The sequence below is a fragment of the Streptomyces sp. NPDC058239 genome (assembly GCF_042882185.1).
In the GTDB taxonomy this organism is placed as follows: domain Bacteria; phylum Actinomycetota; class Actinomycetes; order Streptomycetales; family Streptomycetaceae; genus Streptomyces.
On sequence record NZ_JBHVWS010000046.1, the window covers coordinates 60,175 to 78,403 of the forward strand.

Annotated in this window: 13 protein-coding genes and 2 pseudogenes; 12 read left to right on the plus strand and 3 right to left on the minus strand. The window is 72.6% G+C overall.

Annotated elements, in window-relative coordinates; all coding sequences use genetic code 11:
• Positions 1 to 106 precede the first annotated feature (106 nt).
• From ACFVYE_RS35270 to ACFVYE_RS35280, 3 genes and pseudogenes are all read left to right on the plus strand, one after another.
• Positions 107 to 322, plus strand: a pseudogene (locus tag ACFVYE_RS35270) (endoglycoceramidase); the annotation flags it as partial.
• A 215-nt stretch (positions 323 to 537) separates the two neighbouring features.
• Positions 538 to 747 carry a sigma factor-like helix-turn-helix DNA-binding protein gene (locus ACFVYE_RS35275; protein WP_093899545.1) on the plus strand — a complete coding sequence of 70 codons (210 nt, stop codon included), beginning with the start codon at positions 538 to 540 and terminating at the stop codon, positions 745 to 747.
• A complete protein-coding gene (locus tag ACFVYE_RS35280; RefSeq protein ID WP_383971845.1) occupies positions 747 to 1,316 on the plus strand; it encodes a Clp protease N-terminal domain-containing protein in 570 nt (189 codons plus the stop codon). Before ACFVYE_RS35275 ends, ACFVYE_RS35280 begins: the two co-directional genes overlap by 1 nt.
• 27 nt (positions 1,317 to 1,343) lie before the next feature.
• Here ACFVYE_RS35280 and ACFVYE_RS35285 read toward each other — a convergent pair whose 3' ends face one another.
• Positions 1,344 to 2,327: a helix-turn-helix transcriptional regulator gene (locus ACFVYE_RS35285; protein ID WP_383971848.1), complete on the minus strand. Its 984-nt coding sequence runs from the start codon at positions 2,325 to 2,327 to the stop codon at positions 1,344 to 1,346.
• A 1-nt stretch (position 2,328) separates the two neighbouring features.
• Positions 2,329 to 3,186, minus strand: coding sequence for a DUF4097 domain-containing protein (locus ACFVYE_RS35290; protein WP_383971850.1), 858 nt, complete (start codon positions 3,184 to 3,186; stop codon positions 2,329 to 2,331).
• 164 nt (positions 3,187 to 3,350) lie between these two features.
• Between ACFVYE_RS35290 and ACFVYE_RS35295 the strand changes: the two are divergent.
• A pseudogene (locus ACFVYE_RS35295) lies at positions 3,351 to 3,995 on the plus strand (hypothetical protein).
• Here the strand turns inward: ACFVYE_RS35295 and ACFVYE_RS35300 are convergent.
• Positions 3,996 to 4,178, minus strand: coding sequence for a DUF6104 family protein (locus ACFVYE_RS35300; RefSeq protein ID WP_383971853.1), 183 nt, complete (start codon positions 4,176 to 4,178; stop codon positions 3,996 to 3,998).
• A gap of 185 nt (positions 4,179 to 4,363) precedes the next feature.
• On the opposite strand from ACFVYE_RS35300, the gene ACFVYE_RS35305 reads away from it, so the two are divergent.
• The 8 genes from ACFVYE_RS35305 (at position 4,364) to fxsT (ending at position 18,125) form a co-directional block, all read left to right on the plus strand.
• The gene (locus tag ACFVYE_RS35305) at positions 4,364 to 4,975 is read left to right on the plus strand and encodes a CU044_2847 family protein (RefSeq protein ID WP_389608162.1); all 612 of its coding nucleotides are present in this window, start codon (positions 4,364 to 4,366) and stop codon (positions 4,973 to 4,975) included.
• A complete protein-coding gene (locus ACFVYE_RS35310) occupies positions 4,972 to 7,083 on the plus strand; it encodes a trypsin-like peptidase domain-containing protein (protein ID WP_389608163.1) in 2,112 nt (703 codons plus the stop codon). The genes ACFVYE_RS35305 and ACFVYE_RS35310 overlap by 4 nt, the downstream gene beginning before the upstream one ends.
• Positions 7,084 to 7,177: 94 nt before the next feature.
• Positions 7,178 to 8,209 carry an AAA family ATPase gene (locus ACFVYE_RS35315; protein ID WP_389608164.1) on the plus strand — a complete coding sequence of 344 codons (1,032 nt, stop codon included), beginning with the start codon at positions 7,178 to 7,180 and terminating at the stop codon, positions 8,207 to 8,209.
• Between the two features lie 7 nt (positions 8,210 to 8,216).
• On the plus strand, positions 8,217 to 11,762 hold the full coding sequence (locus ACFVYE_RS35320) for an SAV_2336 N-terminal domain-related protein (protein WP_389608165.1): 3,546 nt from the start codon (positions 8,217 to 8,219) through the stop codon (positions 11,760 to 11,762).
• Between the two features lie 294 nt (positions 11,763 to 12,056).
• On the plus strand, positions 12,057 to 12,254 hold the full coding sequence (fxsA, locus tag ACFVYE_RS35325) for an FxSxx-COOH cyclophane-containing RiPP peptide (RefSeq protein WP_383971867.1): 198 nt from the start codon (positions 12,057 to 12,059) through the stop codon (positions 12,252 to 12,254).
• Positions 12,255 to 12,516: 262 nt separating this feature from the next.
• A complete protein-coding gene (locus ACFVYE_RS35330; RefSeq protein WP_389608171.1) occupies positions 12,517 to 13,650 on the plus strand; it encodes an FxsB family cyclophane-forming radical SAM/SPASM peptide maturase in 1,134 nt (377 codons plus the stop codon).
• A complete protein-coding gene (locus tag ACFVYE_RS35335) occupies positions 13,647 to 15,050 on the plus strand; it encodes an aKG-HExxH-type peptide beta-hydroxylase (RefSeq protein WP_389608166.1) in 1,404 nt (467 codons plus the stop codon). The genes ACFVYE_RS35330 and ACFVYE_RS35335 overlap by 4 nt, the downstream gene beginning before the upstream one ends.
• Before the next feature lie 81 nt (positions 15,051 to 15,131).
• The gene (fxsT, locus tag ACFVYE_RS35340; protein WP_389608167.1) at positions 15,132 to 18,125 is read left to right on the plus strand and encodes an FxSxx-COOH system tetratricopeptide repeat protein; all 2,994 of its coding nucleotides are present in this window, start codon (positions 15,132 to 15,134) and stop codon (positions 18,123 to 18,125) included.
• Positions 18,126 to 18,229: the final 104 nt, after the last annotated feature.

Consider the following 18,229-nt stretch of genomic DNA (forward strand, 5'->3'; position numbering starts at 1 on the left):
GGCGGCGTACTCACCTCGATCGTCACTTCGTCCGTGCTCGCGGCGGGGCCCTCGCCCCCGCCGCCGACGCACGGCCCGCACCACCGGACCGGACCGGCATCCCCGGCTTCACCGGATCGACCGGGTCCTGGACCGGGCGCGCAAGTACGACATTCAGCTGCTGCTCGACGCCCACCAGGACGTCTTCGGCACCGCGTTCGGCCACCGCGGCATCCCGGCCCGGGCGACCCGTACCGATGGTCTGCCCTTCACCCCGCACCCCGACGACTGGTCCGCCGAGTACTTCGAGCCTGCCGTGCAGCGCGCCTTCACCCATCTCTACCGGCTCTCCTGCACGGCCGGCGGCCGGGGAGTGGCGGGTCTCGATGGACGGTCACGCCATGGTCGGAAGGCGCGGGGGAGAGGTGCTTGTCCAGGCCCGCAAGGGGGCTCGCGTCACGGTCGCGGTGACCTGGTCGGCGCATGGCTGAGCCGGTCCCCGCAGCACCCTTGTCAACCGTGGTTGACGAGGATGCCATGTCAACATAAGTTGACATCATGACCGAAGCAACGGATCTCGCCGCGCGCGCCGGTGACCACGACCCCCGGGTGGGGCTGCGGGCGGTCGCCGCACTGCGACGGCTGCTGGAGCAACTCGAAGCAGTGCAAGTCAGAAGCGCCCGCGTGAAGGGCTGGTCGTGGCAGGAGATCGCGGCCGAGCTGGGCGTCAGCCGACAGGCCGTGCACAAGAAGTACGGGAGGCATTGATGTTCGAACGATTCACGAAGAGCGCCCGGGCGACCGTGACCGGCGCCGTGACCCACGCCGAACGGACCGACGCCGAAACGGTCACCGAGGAACATCTGCTGCTCGCTCTGCTGGACCGGCGGGCCGGCCGGGCCTCCTTCGCCATCACCTCGCTGGGCCTCGCCGACCGTCGCGCGGCGCTCGAGGCCGATCTGGTCACCGCGCGCCGCCGTGGCGGGCTGACCCAGGCCGACACGGACGCACTCGCCGGTCTCGGCATCGATGTCGCCGAGATCGTCGCCCGTGTCGAGGAGGTCCACGGGGAGGGCGCGCTGGACCGGGTCCGGCGGCGCGGGGCGGGGCGTCGCCCGTTCACCCGCGGGTCGAAGGACGTCCTGACGAGGACACTGCGGATCGCGGTGGGGCGCGGAGACCGCTTCATCGGCGACGAGCATCTCCTTCTGGCGCTCACCGCCTGCCCCGGCGTGGTCGCCGACGTACTCGCCGCGCATGGCGCGACGTACGAGGCGGTGAACCGCGCGTTGTACGGGGACGGAGCCGGGGGCGATCTGGGCCCGTCCGGGGTTTGAGGACCGGGGCTCCGTCCCCGGCCCGCGTCAGCTCCCCGCGTCGTCCTTCCGCAGCAGCGCCCCGATGTGGGCCGCCGCCGTCGACAGGTGGCGGCGGGCCTCCGTCAGTTGCTCCTCCGTGACGCCCCGGTCCCGGGCCGCGTCGCGGATGTCGTCGCGGAAGCGGTCGAGCAGGCGGTCCAGATCGCGGGCCGGGTCGCCGGTCCCTGCAGCGTCCTTGCCCCACTCCGGGTCGGCGTCGGCGGGCTCCGGCTTGATGTACGGGGGCCAGCTGCCCGTCCTCGCGAAGCTGCCCAGCTGACCGGTGATCTCGGCCAGCCCCTCCCGTACGCCCGAGGGCCAGTCGCCCCGCGCGAAGTGCTCCTGGACCTGGCGGGCGGCGTTCTGCATCTGCTCGCGCGCCCTGTCCTGGGCCTCCTTGGCCTGGCGGCGGGCCTGCTGGGCGTCCTCGCGGGCGCGGCGGGACTCGTCCTTCGCCCGGCGGGCCTGCTCCTTCCACTCCTGCTTGGCCTTGCGCAGCTCCTCCTTCGCGGTGCGCCATGCCTCCTTGTCGCCGAAGTCGCCGAGGTCGCCGAAGGCGGACTCCCAGTCGCTCTTGCGGCCGGTGGGGCGGGCGGAGGTGTGCCTGGTCTCGTGCGCCGCGGCCCGCATCTCGCTGCGCAGCTTGCCGGCGGCGCCGCGTACATCGTCCCGGATCTCGGCGGCGAGTTCGGAGACGGAGTCCCTGATCTCCAGTTCCAGATCGGCGAGTTCGCCCGTGCGGCCGGCCAGTTCGGCGCGGCCCGCGTCGGTGATCGAGTAGACCTTGCGGCCGCCCTCGGTGGCATGGGTGACGAGCCCCTCGGCCTCCAGCTTGGCGAGGCGCGGATAGACCGTGCCCGCCGAGGGCGCGTACAACCCCTGGAAGCGCTCTTCCAGGAGCCGGATCACCTCGTAGCCATGGCGAGGGGCCTCGTCGAGCAGCTTCAGCAGATAGAGGCGGAGGCGGCCATGGGCGAATACGGGGGGCATGTCAGAGCACCTTTCCGGTCGGCTCGGCATCGTGCGGATCGTCCTCGGCCGGTGGGCGGCGCAGCAGGGCGATCGATCCTGAGACGGTCGTCGCCCTCAGCTTCCCGGTCCCGGCGCCGAGCGTGCCGGTGATCTTCTTCGCCCCCCACTGGCCGCTGACCCGCAGATCCTCGAAGCCGTTGGAGACGGCGCCGCTCGCGGTGTTCGCCTCGACCGTGGCGTCCGCCGGGTGCGGCAGCCGGATGGCGATCTCGCCGGAGACCGTGGCCAGTTGGATGTCCGTGGGTTTCCCGGTCGGGTCCAGGTCCAGCACCATGTTGCCGCTGACCGAGTCCGCCCGCACCGAGGCCCCGGCGCCCTCGACGACCGTCAGATCGCCCGCGACTGTCTGGAAGCGCAGATCGCCGGTGACCGACTGGGCCTCCACGCTGCCGGAGACCGTCTCGGCCCGGACCGGACCTGCGAGCCCGACGAGCGTGGTGTCGCCGTTGACGCCCCGTATGTCCGTGCGCCCACGGATTCCGGATACGACGGCACCGGCGCCGACCACGCCCACCTCCACCGCCGACCCGGCCGGCACGGCGAGCGAGACGACCGCGCTGCGGTGCCAGCCCTTGAGGTCGAACCACTTGAGGAAGCCGTTCCACGGCAGGCCCTCGTACGCGACCGTGAGGGCGCCGCCCTCCTGGGTCACGATCAGCGGCGGGCCCTCGATGGCGGAGACTTCCAGTCGGGCGGTCGGCTCCTCGGTGCCGACGACATTGACGGTGCCCCCGACGATGCGCACATTGAGCGAGGTCACGGGGTCGTCGAAGGTCAGCTTCTGGGGCTCGGCGATGGCCCATGTCGACACAGGCATGGAACTGACCTCCCGGGGAGCGCGGAATGACGCAACATATCGCGTCTCTTGCAGAACACGATATATCGCGGATCGGGGAAGTCAAGGGAAGCTGAGGGGAGTCACGATGCCGTTGGTCGACCAAAGGGCATCAGATATGGGCAAATTGCCCTACCGTGCGGGGCGTGAACGCGACATCCCCCGTGAGGGCGCTGCTGCTGTGCCGTGCCGAACCCGAGAACGTACGGCCGGTGGCCCGTCTGCTGCGCGAGCGGATGACGCTCGCGCCCGCCGGAGACGGGTGGTCCGTCCTCGTACCCGAGGGAGAGCCCCGGCGGAACGATGGCGGGGTACGGACGCGGAGCCGGTCGACCGGGTCGTGGCCGGCTGGGCCACGGCGCTCGCGGTCGGCTCGACCCGGCCCGTCCTCGCTCTGCGGTGGGACGGCGACCGGGCCGGCCATGCGCTCGCGTCCGGATTCCGGCGCCCGGTCGGCGACGTCCGGCTCGCGGACGGCACGCCGGTCGGTGAGGGCGGGGCCATGCGTACGTTCGCCGAGCGAAGCGGAACCGATCGCCTGGACCGGCGGGCGTGAGGCGGTGAGGCTCGAACTCGATGCGGTCGAGAGCAGCCGCCCCGGCCCCTGGATGCGCGGCCCCGGAGCCCGCGCACTGGGCGGCGCCCAGGTGACGGCCGGGCTACCGCTCACCCTCTGGGGGATGAGCCGCCGCAATGGCGGCTGGGCCTTGGCGGGGGAGCTGCTGATGACGCACGGAGCGCTCGGACTCGCCTACGACCGGTTCAGGGCCGACGGCGCCGGGCCGACCTGACTACTCGTCCTCGTCCTCGTCGTCGAGACGGGCCAGCCAGGTGGCGAGGCGCTCGACCGGCACCTCGAAATCGGGATTGAGATCGACGAACGCACGCAGCTGCTCGGCGAGCCACTCGAAAGTGATCTCTTCCTCGCCTCGCCGCTTCTCCAGTTCCTCGATACCGCGGTCGGTGAAGTACATGCGGCAAGCCTAATGCCTGGTGACAGCCCCGCGAAGGCCGGGAGTACGTCCGCCGGGGCGGTCCGCGGCAGCCGCGCGAGCCCGTCGAGAACCGGCCCGCCGTGCCCCGGCGTCATGGTCCATGTCTCTCGCATCGGCAGCGTACTGCCGTTAACCTGCGGGTAGTTGGGGGAACGGGGGGTTTCATGGGTGACGGCGGGGCCCGTATCACGCGTATCGAGATGCCGGACGGCACACCGGTCTGGGCACGGATCTCCGGGGCGGAGGAGCTGACCGCCCGGGGGCCGGCGTTCACGGACATCGGCTACGGCGACTTCGCCGAGCAGGTGCAGGCCCGGGTCGAGAGCCTCCAGGCCGTCGTGACCAGCGTCGCACGTTCGCTCGCCGAGCCGTTGCGGGCAGTGCGTCCCGACGAGGTCAGCGTCGAATTCGGCATCGAGCTCACCGCGAAGGCGGGCAAGGTCGTCGGCCTGCTCGCGGACGGCGAGGCCAAGGGCGGCATCAAGGTCACGCTGACGTGGAGCGGTGGCGGTCCGCCCGCCGATCCGGCCATCCCGGCGCAGACGGGGGCGCGTGGGGCGGGGCAGACGCCGCCGCAGGCAGCCGCGCCCCAGGCTCCGCAGGCCACCCCGCCCATGCCGCCCCCGCCCTCCTCGCCGCCCGGGCATCCGCCCGCGCCCACGGCACCACCGGCGGCGGTCCCGGGCGTATCCGCGGGGAATCCGGACGCCGGGGCATCCACCGGCGCACCGGCGCATCCGGACGGGCCCGGGCCGGACGCCGGAAGCCGGTCATGACCCAGCCGCCGGGCAGGGGCGCAGGGGGCGGCTCGGAGAGTACGTACCGTGCGCTGGCGGGCCTCGTGATGGCGGCGACCGTACGCATCCATCGCCCGGAGCCCGGGTATGCCCCTGACGGGTCCGACAGAGGCTTCCTGGGGAGCGGCTTCTTCATCGCCCCGAGCTGGGTCCTCACGTGCGCGCACGTGGCGATGGAGGGGGAGGGGCGTCACGTGAACGTGGTCTTCAAGCCGGACCCGGGCAGCGCCGAGACCGCGGTCCGGGGCACCGTGGTCGCCGCCCTGCCCGAGGGCCGTCACGCCACGGCCGGGCCCGGCGGCGCACGGGTTCCGGCGCCTTCGGGCGGCTGGCCCGCCCCCGACCTCGCGCTCGTCCGGCTGCTGCGGCCCGTCGAGCACCCCTGTGTGTATGTCACCGAGCGTCCTGCGGGCATGTTCGGCGGCGGCTCGGTCCTCTACACGGGCTGGACCGACGGCGGGTCGGGGCAGCTGACCCGGTTCAGCGGGCGGTGCCAGGTGATGGGCACCTTCGGCGACTGGGCCGAGGACGACGAACAGATGCGGCTCGACGGCGACCGGATGTACCCGGGCCTGTCCGGCGGACCCGTGGTGGACCTGGCCCGCGGCGAGGTCGTCGGCGTACTCAAGTCACGCTCCGACGGCACGACCGGCGGGACCTCGATCGGCGTCGAGCGGCTGCGCACTCTGCCCGTGCCCCCCGGGGCGGTCGCCGCCGAGTCCGACGACCCCTATCAGGCGGTGTTCCACGCCCACGACCGCTATCACGCCGACCGGCACACCAGCCCGGTCGGCACCGATCGGACCTGGGCCGATCTTCAGCGCGAACTGGGTGCCGGAGCAGGGCTCGCCCTCAGCCCCCAGCAACGCGTCGACCTGCTCGGCCGGCTCGCGGAACTCCCGCCCCCGCTCAGCACCCGCAGCCTCCTCGACCTCCTGGACCGGCTGCCCGACACCCACCCGGCCGAGCACCACGCGGCCCCGCGCGGCTGGCGCGACGGACTGGGGACGCTGTACGACGCCCCCGGCGGCGACGGCGCACTGGAACTGATCCTGCGCTACTGCATGAGCGCCATCTCCGCCGAACGCCCTTACGTCCTGCCGTCCACCCAGCTCGCCGAGGCATCCCTGTGGGAATGGGTGAAGCGGATGGCCGAGGACCGGCTCTCCCGCAAGTTCCGTCATGAGCTTGCCGGGCTCCGGCACAACGGCCGGCACGCCCCGGGCCTCGAACACCTGCGAACCCCGGCGCCGACGCTCGAACCCGTCAGGACACGCAGCGCTCCGTTCGTCCTGCTGGCGCTGGAGCCGCGCGGCTGGGAACGGGACCGCTACGACTGGCGGATCGGCGTCTCCCAGCGCGGCGGGGACGTCCTGCCCGTCGCCGAGGACAGCCGGGGCACCGCGTCGGAGGCCCTCCCGGCCCGGCTCGCGGGCCCGCTGGCGGAGGCGTTCCGGCGGTGCGACGAACCCGACGACCCCGCCGTGCTCCAGGTCGCGGTGGACCAGGCCCTCATGGACCTGGAGGTCGACGGATGGCGCGTGCCGCCCGACGGCCGGCCGCTCGGAGTACTGCGCCCCGTGGTCATCCGCCGCCTGGACCACCGTCCGCTCCCGGCCGATGACGGGATCGACGAGCGAGAGGCGCGCTGGAACCGGACCACGACCGCCGCGATGCGGGCCGCCGTCGTCGACTGCGAGGACGGAATGCGGGTACCCGTACCCGTGGTGGAGGAGCTGCGCCAACTGGCGTACGAGACCGTCCCGGTGCTCTGCCGCTACGGTGAACGGGCCCACCCGGAGACCGTGGCCGGTCTCGGGCGGGTGCTCGACGGGGGTTTCGGGGTGGCCCTGTGGCGGCGCCGGGCGGCCGAGCCGGCCGCGGTCTGCACGGAATTCCACCGGCGCGCCGCCGATACGGTCGCCGAGGCCCGCACCGCCGTTCAACTCCCGAAAAAAGTCCATGAGCTGAGGCAGGGGGTGTATGCGGGCCGTGCGGAGACGTACTGGTCGGACGGTGTCGCCCTGTTCTACGAAGATCCACACCATCCGCTGCCCGGCTCCGGGCAGTTCCTTGAGGCCCCGTGAACGGCCGGACCCTTACGGCGTGTACGCCGGATCGCTACCGTGATGCACGTTCGACTGCTGCCCCTGGCGGACGAGTGACGACGAGGAACGCGTTATGAGTGAACCCAGCGAGTGGCTCATCTACCGAGGGGCCGGCGAACCGCACGAGGGCATCGAGCAGCTGCCGCCCCCGCCGCCCTGGCGGGACTTCGCGGGCCGCGGCGCCCCGGCCCCCGACGAGCCGGACGGGGACGGATCCGCCGACCGCCGCCTCGGCGGCCACCGGCACATCGCCGAACTCCACCGGCCGGGTGCCGAAGAGCTCGAAATGATCAACGCCGCGCTCTATCTGCGGCGTCCGCTGCTGGTCACCGGCAGCCCCGGCGCCGGAAAGAGCACGCTGGCACACTCCGTCGCCCATGAGCTCGGGCTTGGCCGGGTCCTGCGCTGGCCCATCGTCAGCCGCTCCGAGCTCCAGGACGGCCTCTACCGATACGACGCGATCGCCCGGCTCCAGGATGTACAGATCGCCGCGCACAGTGCGGGGGCCGGGGCGGCCGGCGCCGAATTGGCACAGAGCATCGGCAGCTACATCCGGCTCGGGCCGCTCGGCACCGCGCTGCTGCCCTCGGACCGGCCGCGCGTACTGCTCATCGACGAGCTCGACAAGAGCGACATCGATCTGCCGAACGACCTGCTCAATGTGCTGGAGGAGGGCGAGTTCGCCATCCCCGAGCTGGAGCGGATCGCCGACCGGCTGCCCGACGGCGAGGCGGAGGTCCTCGACGACGACGGCAACAAGGTGAAGGTGAGGGGCGGCAGGGTGCAGTGCCGGTCCTTCCCGTTCGTGGTGCTCACCAGCAACGGCGAGCGGGACTTCCCGGCGCCCCTGATGCGCCGCTGCATCCACCTGGAGCTCGGACGCCCCGACCACCAGCGGCTCGCGACCTTCGTACGCGCCCACCTGGGCGACGAGGCGGCGCGGTCCGGGGACGATCTCATCGCCCACTTCCTGGAGCGCTCCCGCAGCGAACTCCTTGCCACGGACCAGCTGTTGAACGCGATCTATCTCACCGATGCCGCCGCCCCGGCCGGCCGCGACCGCCTCGCCGACCTGCTCATCCAGCGACTCGACCGGCCGAGGTGATGCGCTGATGGCCGACGGCAAGGCGCGGCACGGACCGGATCAGGGACGCGGCCCCGGCGGCGGGCGGGATGACACCGTGGAGCCTTACGACACCCACGTCCCGGACGGGCCAATGGACACCGAACCCGAAGCTGTCGGGCCGGAGCCCGAGCCGCAGTCGCCGCAGCCGGACTCCGAGGCGTACGACGGAGGTCTGCTGCCCGCATTCGTGGCCCGGTTACGCGGAGCCGGGCTCGACCCCGACACCGAGCAGCTCTGCGACGCCCTCTGGCTGGCCCGCTGGACCCGCCACCCCGACGCGCCGGACGACGAGGGCGACGCGGCCACGCCGCTGCTGTCCGCCGGCCCCGCCCAGGCGGGCCGCCCGGCCGGCCGGCCCGCCCCGCAGGTGACCGGACGGGACGAAGCCCCGGACCCCGCCCCGGACGACGACGAGCCTGCGGAGCAGCGCGACCTCGGCGACACCGACCGGCGGATCGCCCTCTACCCCGTACCCCGTACTGCGCCACCCGGCGGCCCCCGCCCGGCCGGGCGCGGACGGAGCGTCGCCCGGGGCGGCCGGGCGAGAGCTCTCACCGTCGGCGTACCCGCTGCCCCCGCCCTCCCGGAGCCGCTCGAACTCCAGCGGGCCCTGCGCCCGTTGCAGCGCTACCGCCCGGCCGCGCCCCCGCTGCGCCGCACGCTCGACGAGACGGCGACCGCGGAGCTCAGCGCCCGTGCCGGTGGGATGATCATGCCGGTGTTCCGCGGCGCTTCCCGGGGCGAGGCGCTGCTGCAGTGCGTCATGGACGCCTCGTCCTCGATGCTGGTGTGGGACCGGATGTTCGGCGAACTCCAAGAGATCTTCGGGCAGTTGGGTGCCTTCCGGGATGTCCAGGTGCGCTATCTGCACCAGGGGCCCGACGGTGCGGCCGCGGTGAGCCGCAGCCCCGATCCGGCCGCCGCACCGCTGAACTCCGCGGACCGGCTGAGCGATCCGACCGGCCGTCGTGTCACCGTCCTCGTCAGCGACTGCGCCGGTCCGCTCTGGCACAGCGGCCGGGCTCACCGGCTGCTGCACCAGCTGGCCGGACAGGCCCCCGCCGCCGTGCTCCAGCCCCTGCCGCAGCGGATGTGGAACCGCACCAGGCTGCCGGTCACCTACGGTTCGCTGTCCCGGGGTGACGGGCCCGGCGGCGCCGCCGTGCTGAAGGTGATGGAGCACGCCGGAACGGGACCCGCCGTGCACCCGGGCGCCCTCGCGATTCCCGTACTCCCGCCGGTGGAAGGCGCGTTGGCGGCCTGGGCGAAGCTGCTCTCCGGCACCGGTGCGGGGCGGATCTCCGGCGCCGTCGGCTGGGTTCGGGCCGATCAGCCCGCGGCGGCCGCGCAGCGCCCCGGCGACGGGCTGTCCTCGCTCCAACTGGTCAGCCGCTTCCGTTCCGCGGCCTCTCCGGTCGCCGGACAGCTGGCCGTCTACCTCGCGGCGGCCCCGCTGTATCTGCCCGTGATGCAGCTGGTGCAGCGCACGATGCTGCCCCACTCCGGCCCGTCCGAACTCGCCGAGGTACTGCTGAGCGGACTGCTGACGCGGAGCAGGGCCGAGGACGGCGGTGAGGGCGTCGGTCAGTGGTACGAGTTCGCGCCCGGAGTCCGGGAAGCGTTGCTCGGTCCGCTGGGCCGGGACGAGGCGCTGCTCGTCCTCAAGCACTGCTCGCAGTACATCGAGCAGCGATTCGGGAAGGGCGGGCCGAACTTCCCCGCCCTCGCCTTCGCCCAGCTCGGAGAGGGCAGGGGCGGATCGTTGCGGTCCACCCACACCACGGACACCATGGAGAACAGCGCGCCCGACGGGGAGATCGAAGAGGGTGACGAGAACGGGGAGAGCGGCGCAAGCGGCGGGTCGCGCGTCCCCCATCCCTTCGCCGAGGTCGCGGTCCGCGTACTGGAGCGTTTCATGCCCCTGCCTGAGCAGTTCGTCATCCAGACCGACCGGGACGGCTACCGGAGCCCCGTCCAGACGCCGAACGCGGCGGTGGAGAGCGCCCGCGTCCTCGTGCGGCACTTCGAATCGGACAGCATGGTGCAGTATTTGATCGACGCCGTGCAGCTGCTGCGGGGGGCCACGGAGCGCGAGGAGCAGCCGGGCTCCGACCCCGAACTGTGGGCGGAGTACTCGCGCTGCGTCCTGCGGCTGTGGGAGGTCCAGGGCGACGCCGAGCTGCTCCGCGAGGCCGAGTACGCCGCCGAGCGGGCCGCCGCGCACCCCGGGGCGGCCCGCGAACGGGCCGTACTGGCAAAGGTGTTGCACGCCGCGGCCGACGACCGCCGGCGGCGCGGCGACCGGCGTGGCGCACTGGAACTGCTGCGGCGCGCCGACCGCGAGTACACGGCCGCCTGCTCGGCCCCCGGCCTGGATCCCGCCGAGGCCCTCCGGCTCACGCTGGAGCGGGTCCGGGCCCTGGAGGCGCAGTGGCGGCTCGACGGCGACACCGCCCTGCTGCAGGCCGCGTACGGCATGCTGGAGGCGTTCGCCGATGTCTGGCCCGACCAGGAGAACCGGCCCCCCGCTCTGCCGCTGGCGCACGGCCGGACCCTGCTGAGACTGGCAGGGGCCACCGTCGACACCGAACAGTCCCGGGTGTACGCCGGTCAGGCGGCGCGCTCCTTGCGCACGGCGTTCGAGCAGGGCGGCGGCCGGCACACCATGGGCACCGAGGTGCGCATCCTGCTGGATCTGGTGGACGCCCTGCTCGCCTCCGGCGAGGAGCCGGACGAGGCGGCGACCCTGATCGAGCAGGCCCTGGCGACCGTGCGGGAACAGCGGCTGCGCGCCCTGCTCCAGACCCGGGCCGCCAGAGTCCGTGTCGCGCGTTACGAACACACCGGGAACCCGGATGAACTCGTCGACGCGGCCGACTGGTTCGCCCGCGCCGCGCGCGGCGTACCGCGCGACTCGCAGGCGCACGCCGATCTGCTCGCCGAATGGGGCGGCACCCTGCTGCGCCGCGCCCGACTGCCCGACGGCCGCGCACACATCGGCGCCGCGATACGGGTGCTGCGCGACTGCCGTACGGAGACGGCAGCGGGCAGCGCGCGCCAGGCCGAGCGGCTGCTGATGCTGGGGCGGGCGCTGATGCTGCGGCACCGGGCCACCGAGGACCGGGTCGATCTGCGGGAGGCCGAGCATCTCTTCGGGCTCGCGGCCCAGGAGACGACCGACCCGCTGACCGCGGCGCGCTGCTGGCTGGAACTGGGCCTGTCCCACCTCGACGCCTCCCGGGTGCTGCAGCGTCCGGCCCGGCTCGACGAGGCGGCCGAGGCGTTCCGGGGCGCGGCCGATGCGGCCGGCACGGCAGAAGCGGAGCTGGACAGTCCGCAACAAGTCCAACAGGCGGTCGAGTTGGGTGCTACAGCCAACCACTGGCGGGGTATGACATATGAGAGGGCGGGGCGCCCCCGGGCCGCACGCGAGGCGTACCGGGCGGCCCGCCAGGAGTGGCGCAAACTGCCGGACGGCGGTGGTGCGGCGGGCGAGTCGACCGCCGAGCGGCTGGCCGAGCTGGAGCGCTGAGCGCGGGGCTGCGAGCGTTCGGGCGGCGCGGCCTCGGTGTGAGGTGATCCGGGCGATGCGCGCTGTGTGCGACCGGCGTACGACCGACGCCGGTCGATGGCATGCTCAAGAAGGCGTATGCCGGATTGTGCGGGGCATCGGTACAGATGTGACCGGTGCGGGTGAGACCGCACAGGCGTCATCGCAACGCGAGTAGATGTACGTGTGTCAGGGACACGGGCTCGACGGGACGCGCTCAACGGCGAGCGAGTGACCGCGGGCCCGATGCGGCCGTACGCGTTACGGGGAGGCGTGATGAGCGAGTCGACAGGCAACGGCGGGCCGGGCAGTGGACCGTCCGGCGGGCCGCACGCGCTGCCGGATCTGCTGGAACTCGATCTGGAGGTGCTGCGGACACTGGACCACCCGGTGCTCAGCGAGGTGGTCGCGGATCTGTGCGGCCGGGCCGAGCAGCCGCGGGAAATGCTGTGGGGATTCACCAACGCCTTCTGAGGCGGGGTGCCCCGCAGCCCCGGGGGACGGGGCGGGAGCCGCTCGATTTCGGTCCGTGGACCGGTTGAACCGGACATCATGGCCCGGGACGGGTTTGCCCGTACGGCAGGCCAGGGATACTCGCCCCGGGCCGGCGACGGGGGCCGTCCCGGCAGACAGGCAGCACGGGGGTGCCGGAGTGTCTCCACAGTCGACGCCGCGCACACCCCCGCGCACGGAAGCCGGCGGCACCCGTCGGCACCCCGTCCCCTTCGGGCAGTTCATCGTCAAGGTGCACGGCCGGTGCAATCTCGCCTGCCGCTACTGCTACCTCTACGAGGGCCCCGACCGCACCTGGCGCGCCCGCCCGGCCGCCGCCGCACCCGCTGTCCTGGAGCGCACCGCGGACCGGATCGCCGAACACGCCGCGGCCCACGGACTGCGCGACGTCGCCCTCGTCCTGCACGGCGGCGAACCCCTCCTCGCGGGCGCCGGCCGACTGGCTGCCCTCGCCGACCGGGTACGCGATCTGGTGCCCGCCGGCTGCACCGTCCACACCACCGTGCAGACCAACGCCACCCTGCTCACCGACGCACGCGTCGCCACGCTCGCCCGGCACGGCATACGCATCGGCATCAGCCTCGACGGCGGCCTGGCCACCCACAACACCCGGCGCACCGACCACGCGGGACGACCCTCCTGGCCCGCCGCCTCGCGCGGTGCCCGGCTCCTCGCCGACCGGCACCCCGATGCCTACGCGGGCATCCTCACCGTGGTCGACCCGCAGACCGACCCGGTCGAGATGTACGAATCGCTGCTCACCCTGCGCCCACCGGCCCTGGACCTGCTGCTGCCGCACGGCAACTGGACGACCCCCCCGCCGGGACTGCCCGACCGGGAAACGGCGGAGTCCGGACCGGGCCGCCCGACCCCGTACGGCGACTGGCTCACCACCGTCTTCGACCGCTGGTGGCCGGCCGCACACCGGGAGACCCGGGTGCGGCTCTTCGAGGAGTGCATCGCCCTCCTGCTGGGCCTGCCCGCCGCCACCGAGTCCCTCGGTCTCGACCCCGTCAACGCGATCGTGGTCGAGACCGACGGGACGATCGAGCAGGTGGACTCCCTCAAGTCCGCCTACGACACGGCCGCCGCCACCGGGCTCGACGTCTTCCGCCACACCTTCGACGACGCTCTGCGCCACCCCGGCGTCGCCGCACGCCAGGCAGGCGCCGACGCGCTCGCCGACGCCTGCCGCGCCTGCCCGCTGCTGACCGTCTGCGGCGGCGGCCACTACGCACACCGCTACCGCGCAGACAACGGCTTCACCAATCCGTCCGTCTACTGCGCCGATCTCGAACGGCTGGTGCGCCACATCGCGGGCCGGCTGTCCGACGCAACCGCAGGAGCACGCCGATGAGCCCCCCACCGAGCCCCCCGCCCCCGGACCACATGCTGCGCCAACTGGGCCGCACCGAGGGCGACGCCGACACCCTCCGCATCCTCGTACGCGACCAGGACACTCGCCGGCTCCTCCTCCTGCGCGCCCTGCTCGACGCAGCCGACGCCGCCCCCACGACCGTCTGCCCGCGCCGGGCATTCGACCGGCTCCACCAGGACTGGGCACTGCTGGAGAAGGCCGAACGTGCCGACCGGACGGCCGTGCGCACCGTCCTGCTCCACCCCCTCGCCGGCCCCTGGGCGCAGCGCTGCCTGCGCGGCCTCTCCGGCTCCGTCCCCGGCCCCGAACTCCACGCGGACCTCGACCACTTGAGCGCCCTCGCCGCCGCAGCCGCGATCCGCGCGGGAGTCGCGTTCACGACCCGGCTCACCGCACACGACGGACTTCTCCCGCTCCCCACCCTGGGCGCCCTCCGCACGGCCTCCGGCCCGGTCGGCATCGCCTTCTCGGAAGGTGAACTGACGATACGTGAGGCCGACGGCCGGCCACCGATCACCGTACATACGCAGCGGGACGGCACGGCCGGCTCGGCCGACCCGCGCTGGCTGCCCGTGCTCGCCCTGCCCGCCGTACTGCCCGGCGCCGGACCCGTACCCCTGGACGACGTCGACCCGTACCGCACCGAGGGCGGCGGACTCCGGCGCCACGGGCTGAGCGCCGCCACCCATATCGACGACTACGAACGCAAGGCATGGACCGAGTCCTGGTCGGGAGTGGAGCCCCTGCTCCGCATCGGCGGCGAGCACCGCCTCACCGAAGCGGCCGTCCTGCTGCGCTGTCTGGTGCCGCTCGGACCGCCACCCGGCTCCGGACCGATCGGAGAGGGTGCGGCGCACTGCAGCGGCACCAGGCGGGAGGCGTTCGGCGCCGTCCTCAGCAGCAAACCGGCCACCCCCGCCTACTTCGCCTCGACCCTCGTCCATGAACTCCAGCACACCAAACTGGCCGCGCTGGGCGCCCTCGTACCGCTGCACCACGAGGACGCGGCACCACGCCACTTCGCCCCCTGGCGCTCCGATCCCAGGCCCTTCGACGGCCTGCTCCAGGGCGCCTATTCGCACATCGCGCTGGCCGACTACTGGCAGCGGTTCGCGCTCGGCGCGCAGCGCGTCACCCACCGCGACCTGGCCTGGGCCGAGCACGCCCGCTGCCGTGAACAGGTCGGGGCCGTGCTGCCCGTGCTGGCGGGATCGGCGGCACTGACCCGGGAAGGCCGGGTGCTGGTCAACGAGATGATCACGCTCTACCACCGTCTGGTCGATTGTCCGCCTCCCGCGGGTCATCTCGCGCGCGCGGAGGCGTACGTGGCCACCACGAGGGTGATATGGCAGCAGAGGAACGGCTCGCGAAGGCAGTGAGCGGCTCCCGCGACACCGGCCGGAGCGACCATGCTCCGGTGTATGTTGACAAGGCTCGAGTCGAGGCAGGGAGACGGTTGAATGCCCGGAACGCGTAAGCCAGTTGGAGCACCCGGGGTGCAGGCCGTCACCATCAGTTTCGCCGGTTTCAACCGCGCCTGGGCGGCGTGGATCGGAGACCGTCTGGAGCGCCGCGGAGTGACGGTCGTCCAGCAGCGGTGGGACCCTCCGGTGGAGGTTCCGCTGGAGGAGTCGCTGCGGGATCTGATGCTGTCCCGCGGCCGCGTCCTGGTGATCCTCAGCGACTGGTACTTCCAGCTCGGCCCCCGCAGCCACGACGAGTGGAACAGAGCCCTGCGGGAGGTCGTCGCCCCCGACCCCGACCGCTTCGCCGCCGTCAGCGTCACCACCTCCGCGCTGCCCGGCGCCACCTCCGTCCTCGGCGCCGCCGACCTCACCAACGTCGGCGCGGACGAGGCCGAACGACGCCTCCTCAACCGCCTGGGCCTGCCCACCGACCCGCTGCCCGAGTCCGTCGAGACCGGGCAGGGGCCCCGGTACCCGGCAGACACCCCCGAGGTGTGGGGCGGGGTGCCGCGCCGCAACACCCGGTTCACCGGCCGTGAGGAACTGCTCAGCAAGGCGTACCGGTCCCTCCAGGACGCCGGACCCGGTGCCGGAGTCGTGACGCTGCACGGCATGTCCGGCGTCGGGAAGACCCAGCTCGCCGCGGAGTACGTCTACCGCTTCGGCTCCGAGTACGACGTGGTGTGGTGGGTGCCCGCCGACCGGCGCGCCCTCTACCGCCAGAAACTCGCCGAACTCGCCCCCGAACTGGGCCTGTCCACCGGCGCCGAGTACGGCGAACGGCTCCGTGCGGTACGCGACGCGCTGCGCCGCGGCGAACCGCACTCCCACTGGCTCCTGGTCCTCGACGGCGCCGACGAACCCGAACACATCTGGGACCTGGTGCCGACCGGCCCCGGCCACGTCCTGATCACCTCCCGCAACCCGGAGTGGAGCGAGCACAACAGCAACCTCGTCGAGGTCCCGGTCTACGACCGCGAGGAGTCCGTCGCCTTCATCCGCCGACGGGCCCCGCGCCTGACCCCGGCCGAGGCCGACCAGCTCGCCGACGCCCTCGAAGACCTCCCGCTGCTCCTGGACCAGACGGCGGGCTGGCTCAACGACTCCGACATGTCGGTCGAGGAGTACATCGAACTCCTCGAAGGCGGCATCGACCAGGACGTCGTCAAGGTCTCCGCGGACTTCCCGCTCGCCTTCCAGACCGCCTGGTCGATACTGCTGAACAAGCTCAAGGACACCGTCCCCGAGTCCGTCGACCTGCTGCGCCTGTGCAGCTTCTTCGCACCGGGCTCCATCCCCGTACGGCTGCTGAAGGAAATGCCCACGGGAGAACTGCCGGAGCAGGTATCCGGCCTGATGAACGATCCGCTGCTGTGGAACAAGGCGATCGGTCAGCTCCGCCAGTACTCCGTGGTCCGGCTGGAGTCGCACGAGTCGGTCGCCGACGCGGCGTCGTCGGGCGAATCGATCTACATGCACCGCATGGTCCACCAGATCGTCGGCCACGACATGCCGGCCCGGGACCGCCAGGAGTTCATCGATGTGGTCCGCCGCGCTCTCGTGGCCGCGGACCCCGGACGGCCCACCGACACCCGTCTGTGGCCCGCGTATGCCGAGATCACCCCGCACCTGAAGTGGGCCGACGTACTCAGGAGCACCGACCCTGCGGTGCAGACCCTCGTCCTCAACTGCCTGCGCTACATGTACCTCTCCGGGGAATACCGGGCCGGCATCAAACTGGGCGAACGCGCCATGAACGCATGGCGGGAAATCCTCGGCGAGAACCATCCCAGGGTCTGGGACCTCAGCTACAACTACGCCAACCTGCTGAGGGCCGTCGGCGACTACGCCGGCACGGAAGCCATCGAGCGGGCCGCCGTCGACCATCTGCGCACCGAACGCGGCGCACAGGACCTGGAACACCTGCGCGCTGCCGGTGGCCTCGCCGCCGACCTGCGTGGCCTCGGCCGCTACGACGAGGCACTGGAGATGTCCACCTGGATCCTCGTCGCCTACCGCGAACTGCTGGGCGACCAGGACTCGCGCACGCTCAACGCGCAGAACAACCTGGCCGTCACACTGCGGCTTCTCGGCAGGTACGAGGAGTCCCTGGAGCTCAATCGGCGAACCCTGGAGTCCCGGCGGCAGCTCTTGCGCCAACGCCATCCCTGGACCCTGTTCTCCGAGATCAACTACGCCACCGACCTGCGCCTGCTCGGCCGGTACGGCGAAGCGCTGTCGCTGCAGAACCAGAGCGCCCGGGTGCACCGGCTGGTCCTGGGCGACGACAACCCGCAGACCCTGCGAGCCGAGTACAACCTCGCGCTGTGCCACTACCGCTCGGGGGAGCGGACCAGGGCCTCGGCCCTGTTCACCCGAGTCCTGGAGCGATGTGAACGGGTGCTGGGCGAGGGCGACCCGCTGACCATGATGTTCGCGGCCGGTCAGAGTTGCTTCGCGCGTGAGCACGCAGACATCGACCAGGCCAGGGGAATAAGCGAGAAGGTCGTCGGCGGCTACGTGGACATGCTCGGTGAGGAGCATCCCTTTGTGGCCGGAACCCGGGCCAACCATGCCCTGATCCTGCGGAACGTGGGGGAGCGGGATCACGCCCACGCACTCCTGGAGGAGGCGCTCTCCGCCATGACGACGGCCGTGGGCGAGAACCACCCCTGGACCCTGGGCTGTGCGATCAACGCCTCGGCGTTGCGCAATCTGGTGGGCGACCCGGAATCCGCCGTCGCGCTGACGGACTCGGTCATCACGCGGGCCGTCGAGGCACTCGGCAGGACCCATCCGCTGACCCTCTCCGCCCGGATCGCCCATGCCGCGGACCTCCGCGGCATCCGGGACCGGCAGCGGGCCGAGAAGGTGGAGAGCGAGGCGCTGGGAGATCTGGTGTCGACGCTCGGCTCCCAGCACGTCCACACGGTCTCGGCACGCTCCCGCAACCGCCCGTACTGGGACTTCGAGCCCCCGATCGTCTGAGGCGGGTCGGTGGCCGGGTACGGGCAACGCCCCGTACGGCCGCTGATCTCACGACGGAGGGCCCGGTCCCGCGATAAACACGCGGGACCGGGCCCTCCCTCGGG

Bases quoted from the DNA above. Each gene is read 5' to 3' on its own strand.
- ACFVYE_RS35275 (WP_093899545.1), top strand. From the start codon at position 538: ATGACCGAAGCAACGGATCTCGCCGCGCGCGCCGGTGACCACGACCCC.
- ACFVYE_RS35280 (WP_383971845.1), top strand. From the start codon at position 747: ATGTTCGAACGATTCACGAAGAGCGCCCGGGCGACCGTGACCGGCGCC.
- ACFVYE_RS35285 (WP_383971848.1), bottom strand. From the start codon at position 2,327: ATGCCCCCCGTATTCGCCCATGGCCGCCTCCGCCTCTATCTGCTGAAG.
- ACFVYE_RS35290 (WP_383971850.1), bottom strand. From the start codon at position 3,186: ATGCCTGTGTCGACATGGGCCATCGCCGAGCCCCAGAAGCTGACCTTC.
- ACFVYE_RS35300 (WP_383971853.1), bottom strand. From the start codon at position 4,178: ATGTACTTCACCGACCGCGGTATCGAGGAACTGGAGAAGCGGCGAGGC.
- ACFVYE_RS35305 (WP_389608162.1), top strand. From the start codon at position 4,364: ATGGGTGACGGCGGGGCCCGTATCACGCGTATCGAGATGCCGGACGGC.
- ACFVYE_RS35310 (WP_389608163.1), top strand. From the start codon at position 4,972: ATGACCCAGCCGCCGGGCAGGGGCGCAGGGGGCGGCTCGGAGAGTACG.
- ACFVYE_RS35315 (WP_389608164.1), top strand. From the start codon at position 7,178: ATGAGTGAACCCAGCGAGTGGCTCATCTACCGAGGGGCCGGCGAACCG.
- ACFVYE_RS35320 (WP_389608165.1), top strand. From the start codon at position 8,217: ATGGCCGACGGCAAGGCGCGGCACGGACCGGATCAGGGACGCGGCCCC.
- fxsA (WP_383971867.1), top strand. From the start codon at position 12,057: ATGAGCGAGTCGACAGGCAACGGCGGGCCGGGCAGTGGACCGTCCGGC.
- ACFVYE_RS35335 (WP_389608166.1), top strand. From the start codon at position 13,647: ATGAGCCCCCCACCGAGCCCCCCGCCCCCGGACCACATGCTGCGCCAA.
- fxsT (WP_389608167.1), top strand. From the start codon at position 15,132: ATGCCCGGAACGCGTAAGCCAGTTGGAGCACCCGGGGTGCAGGCCGTC.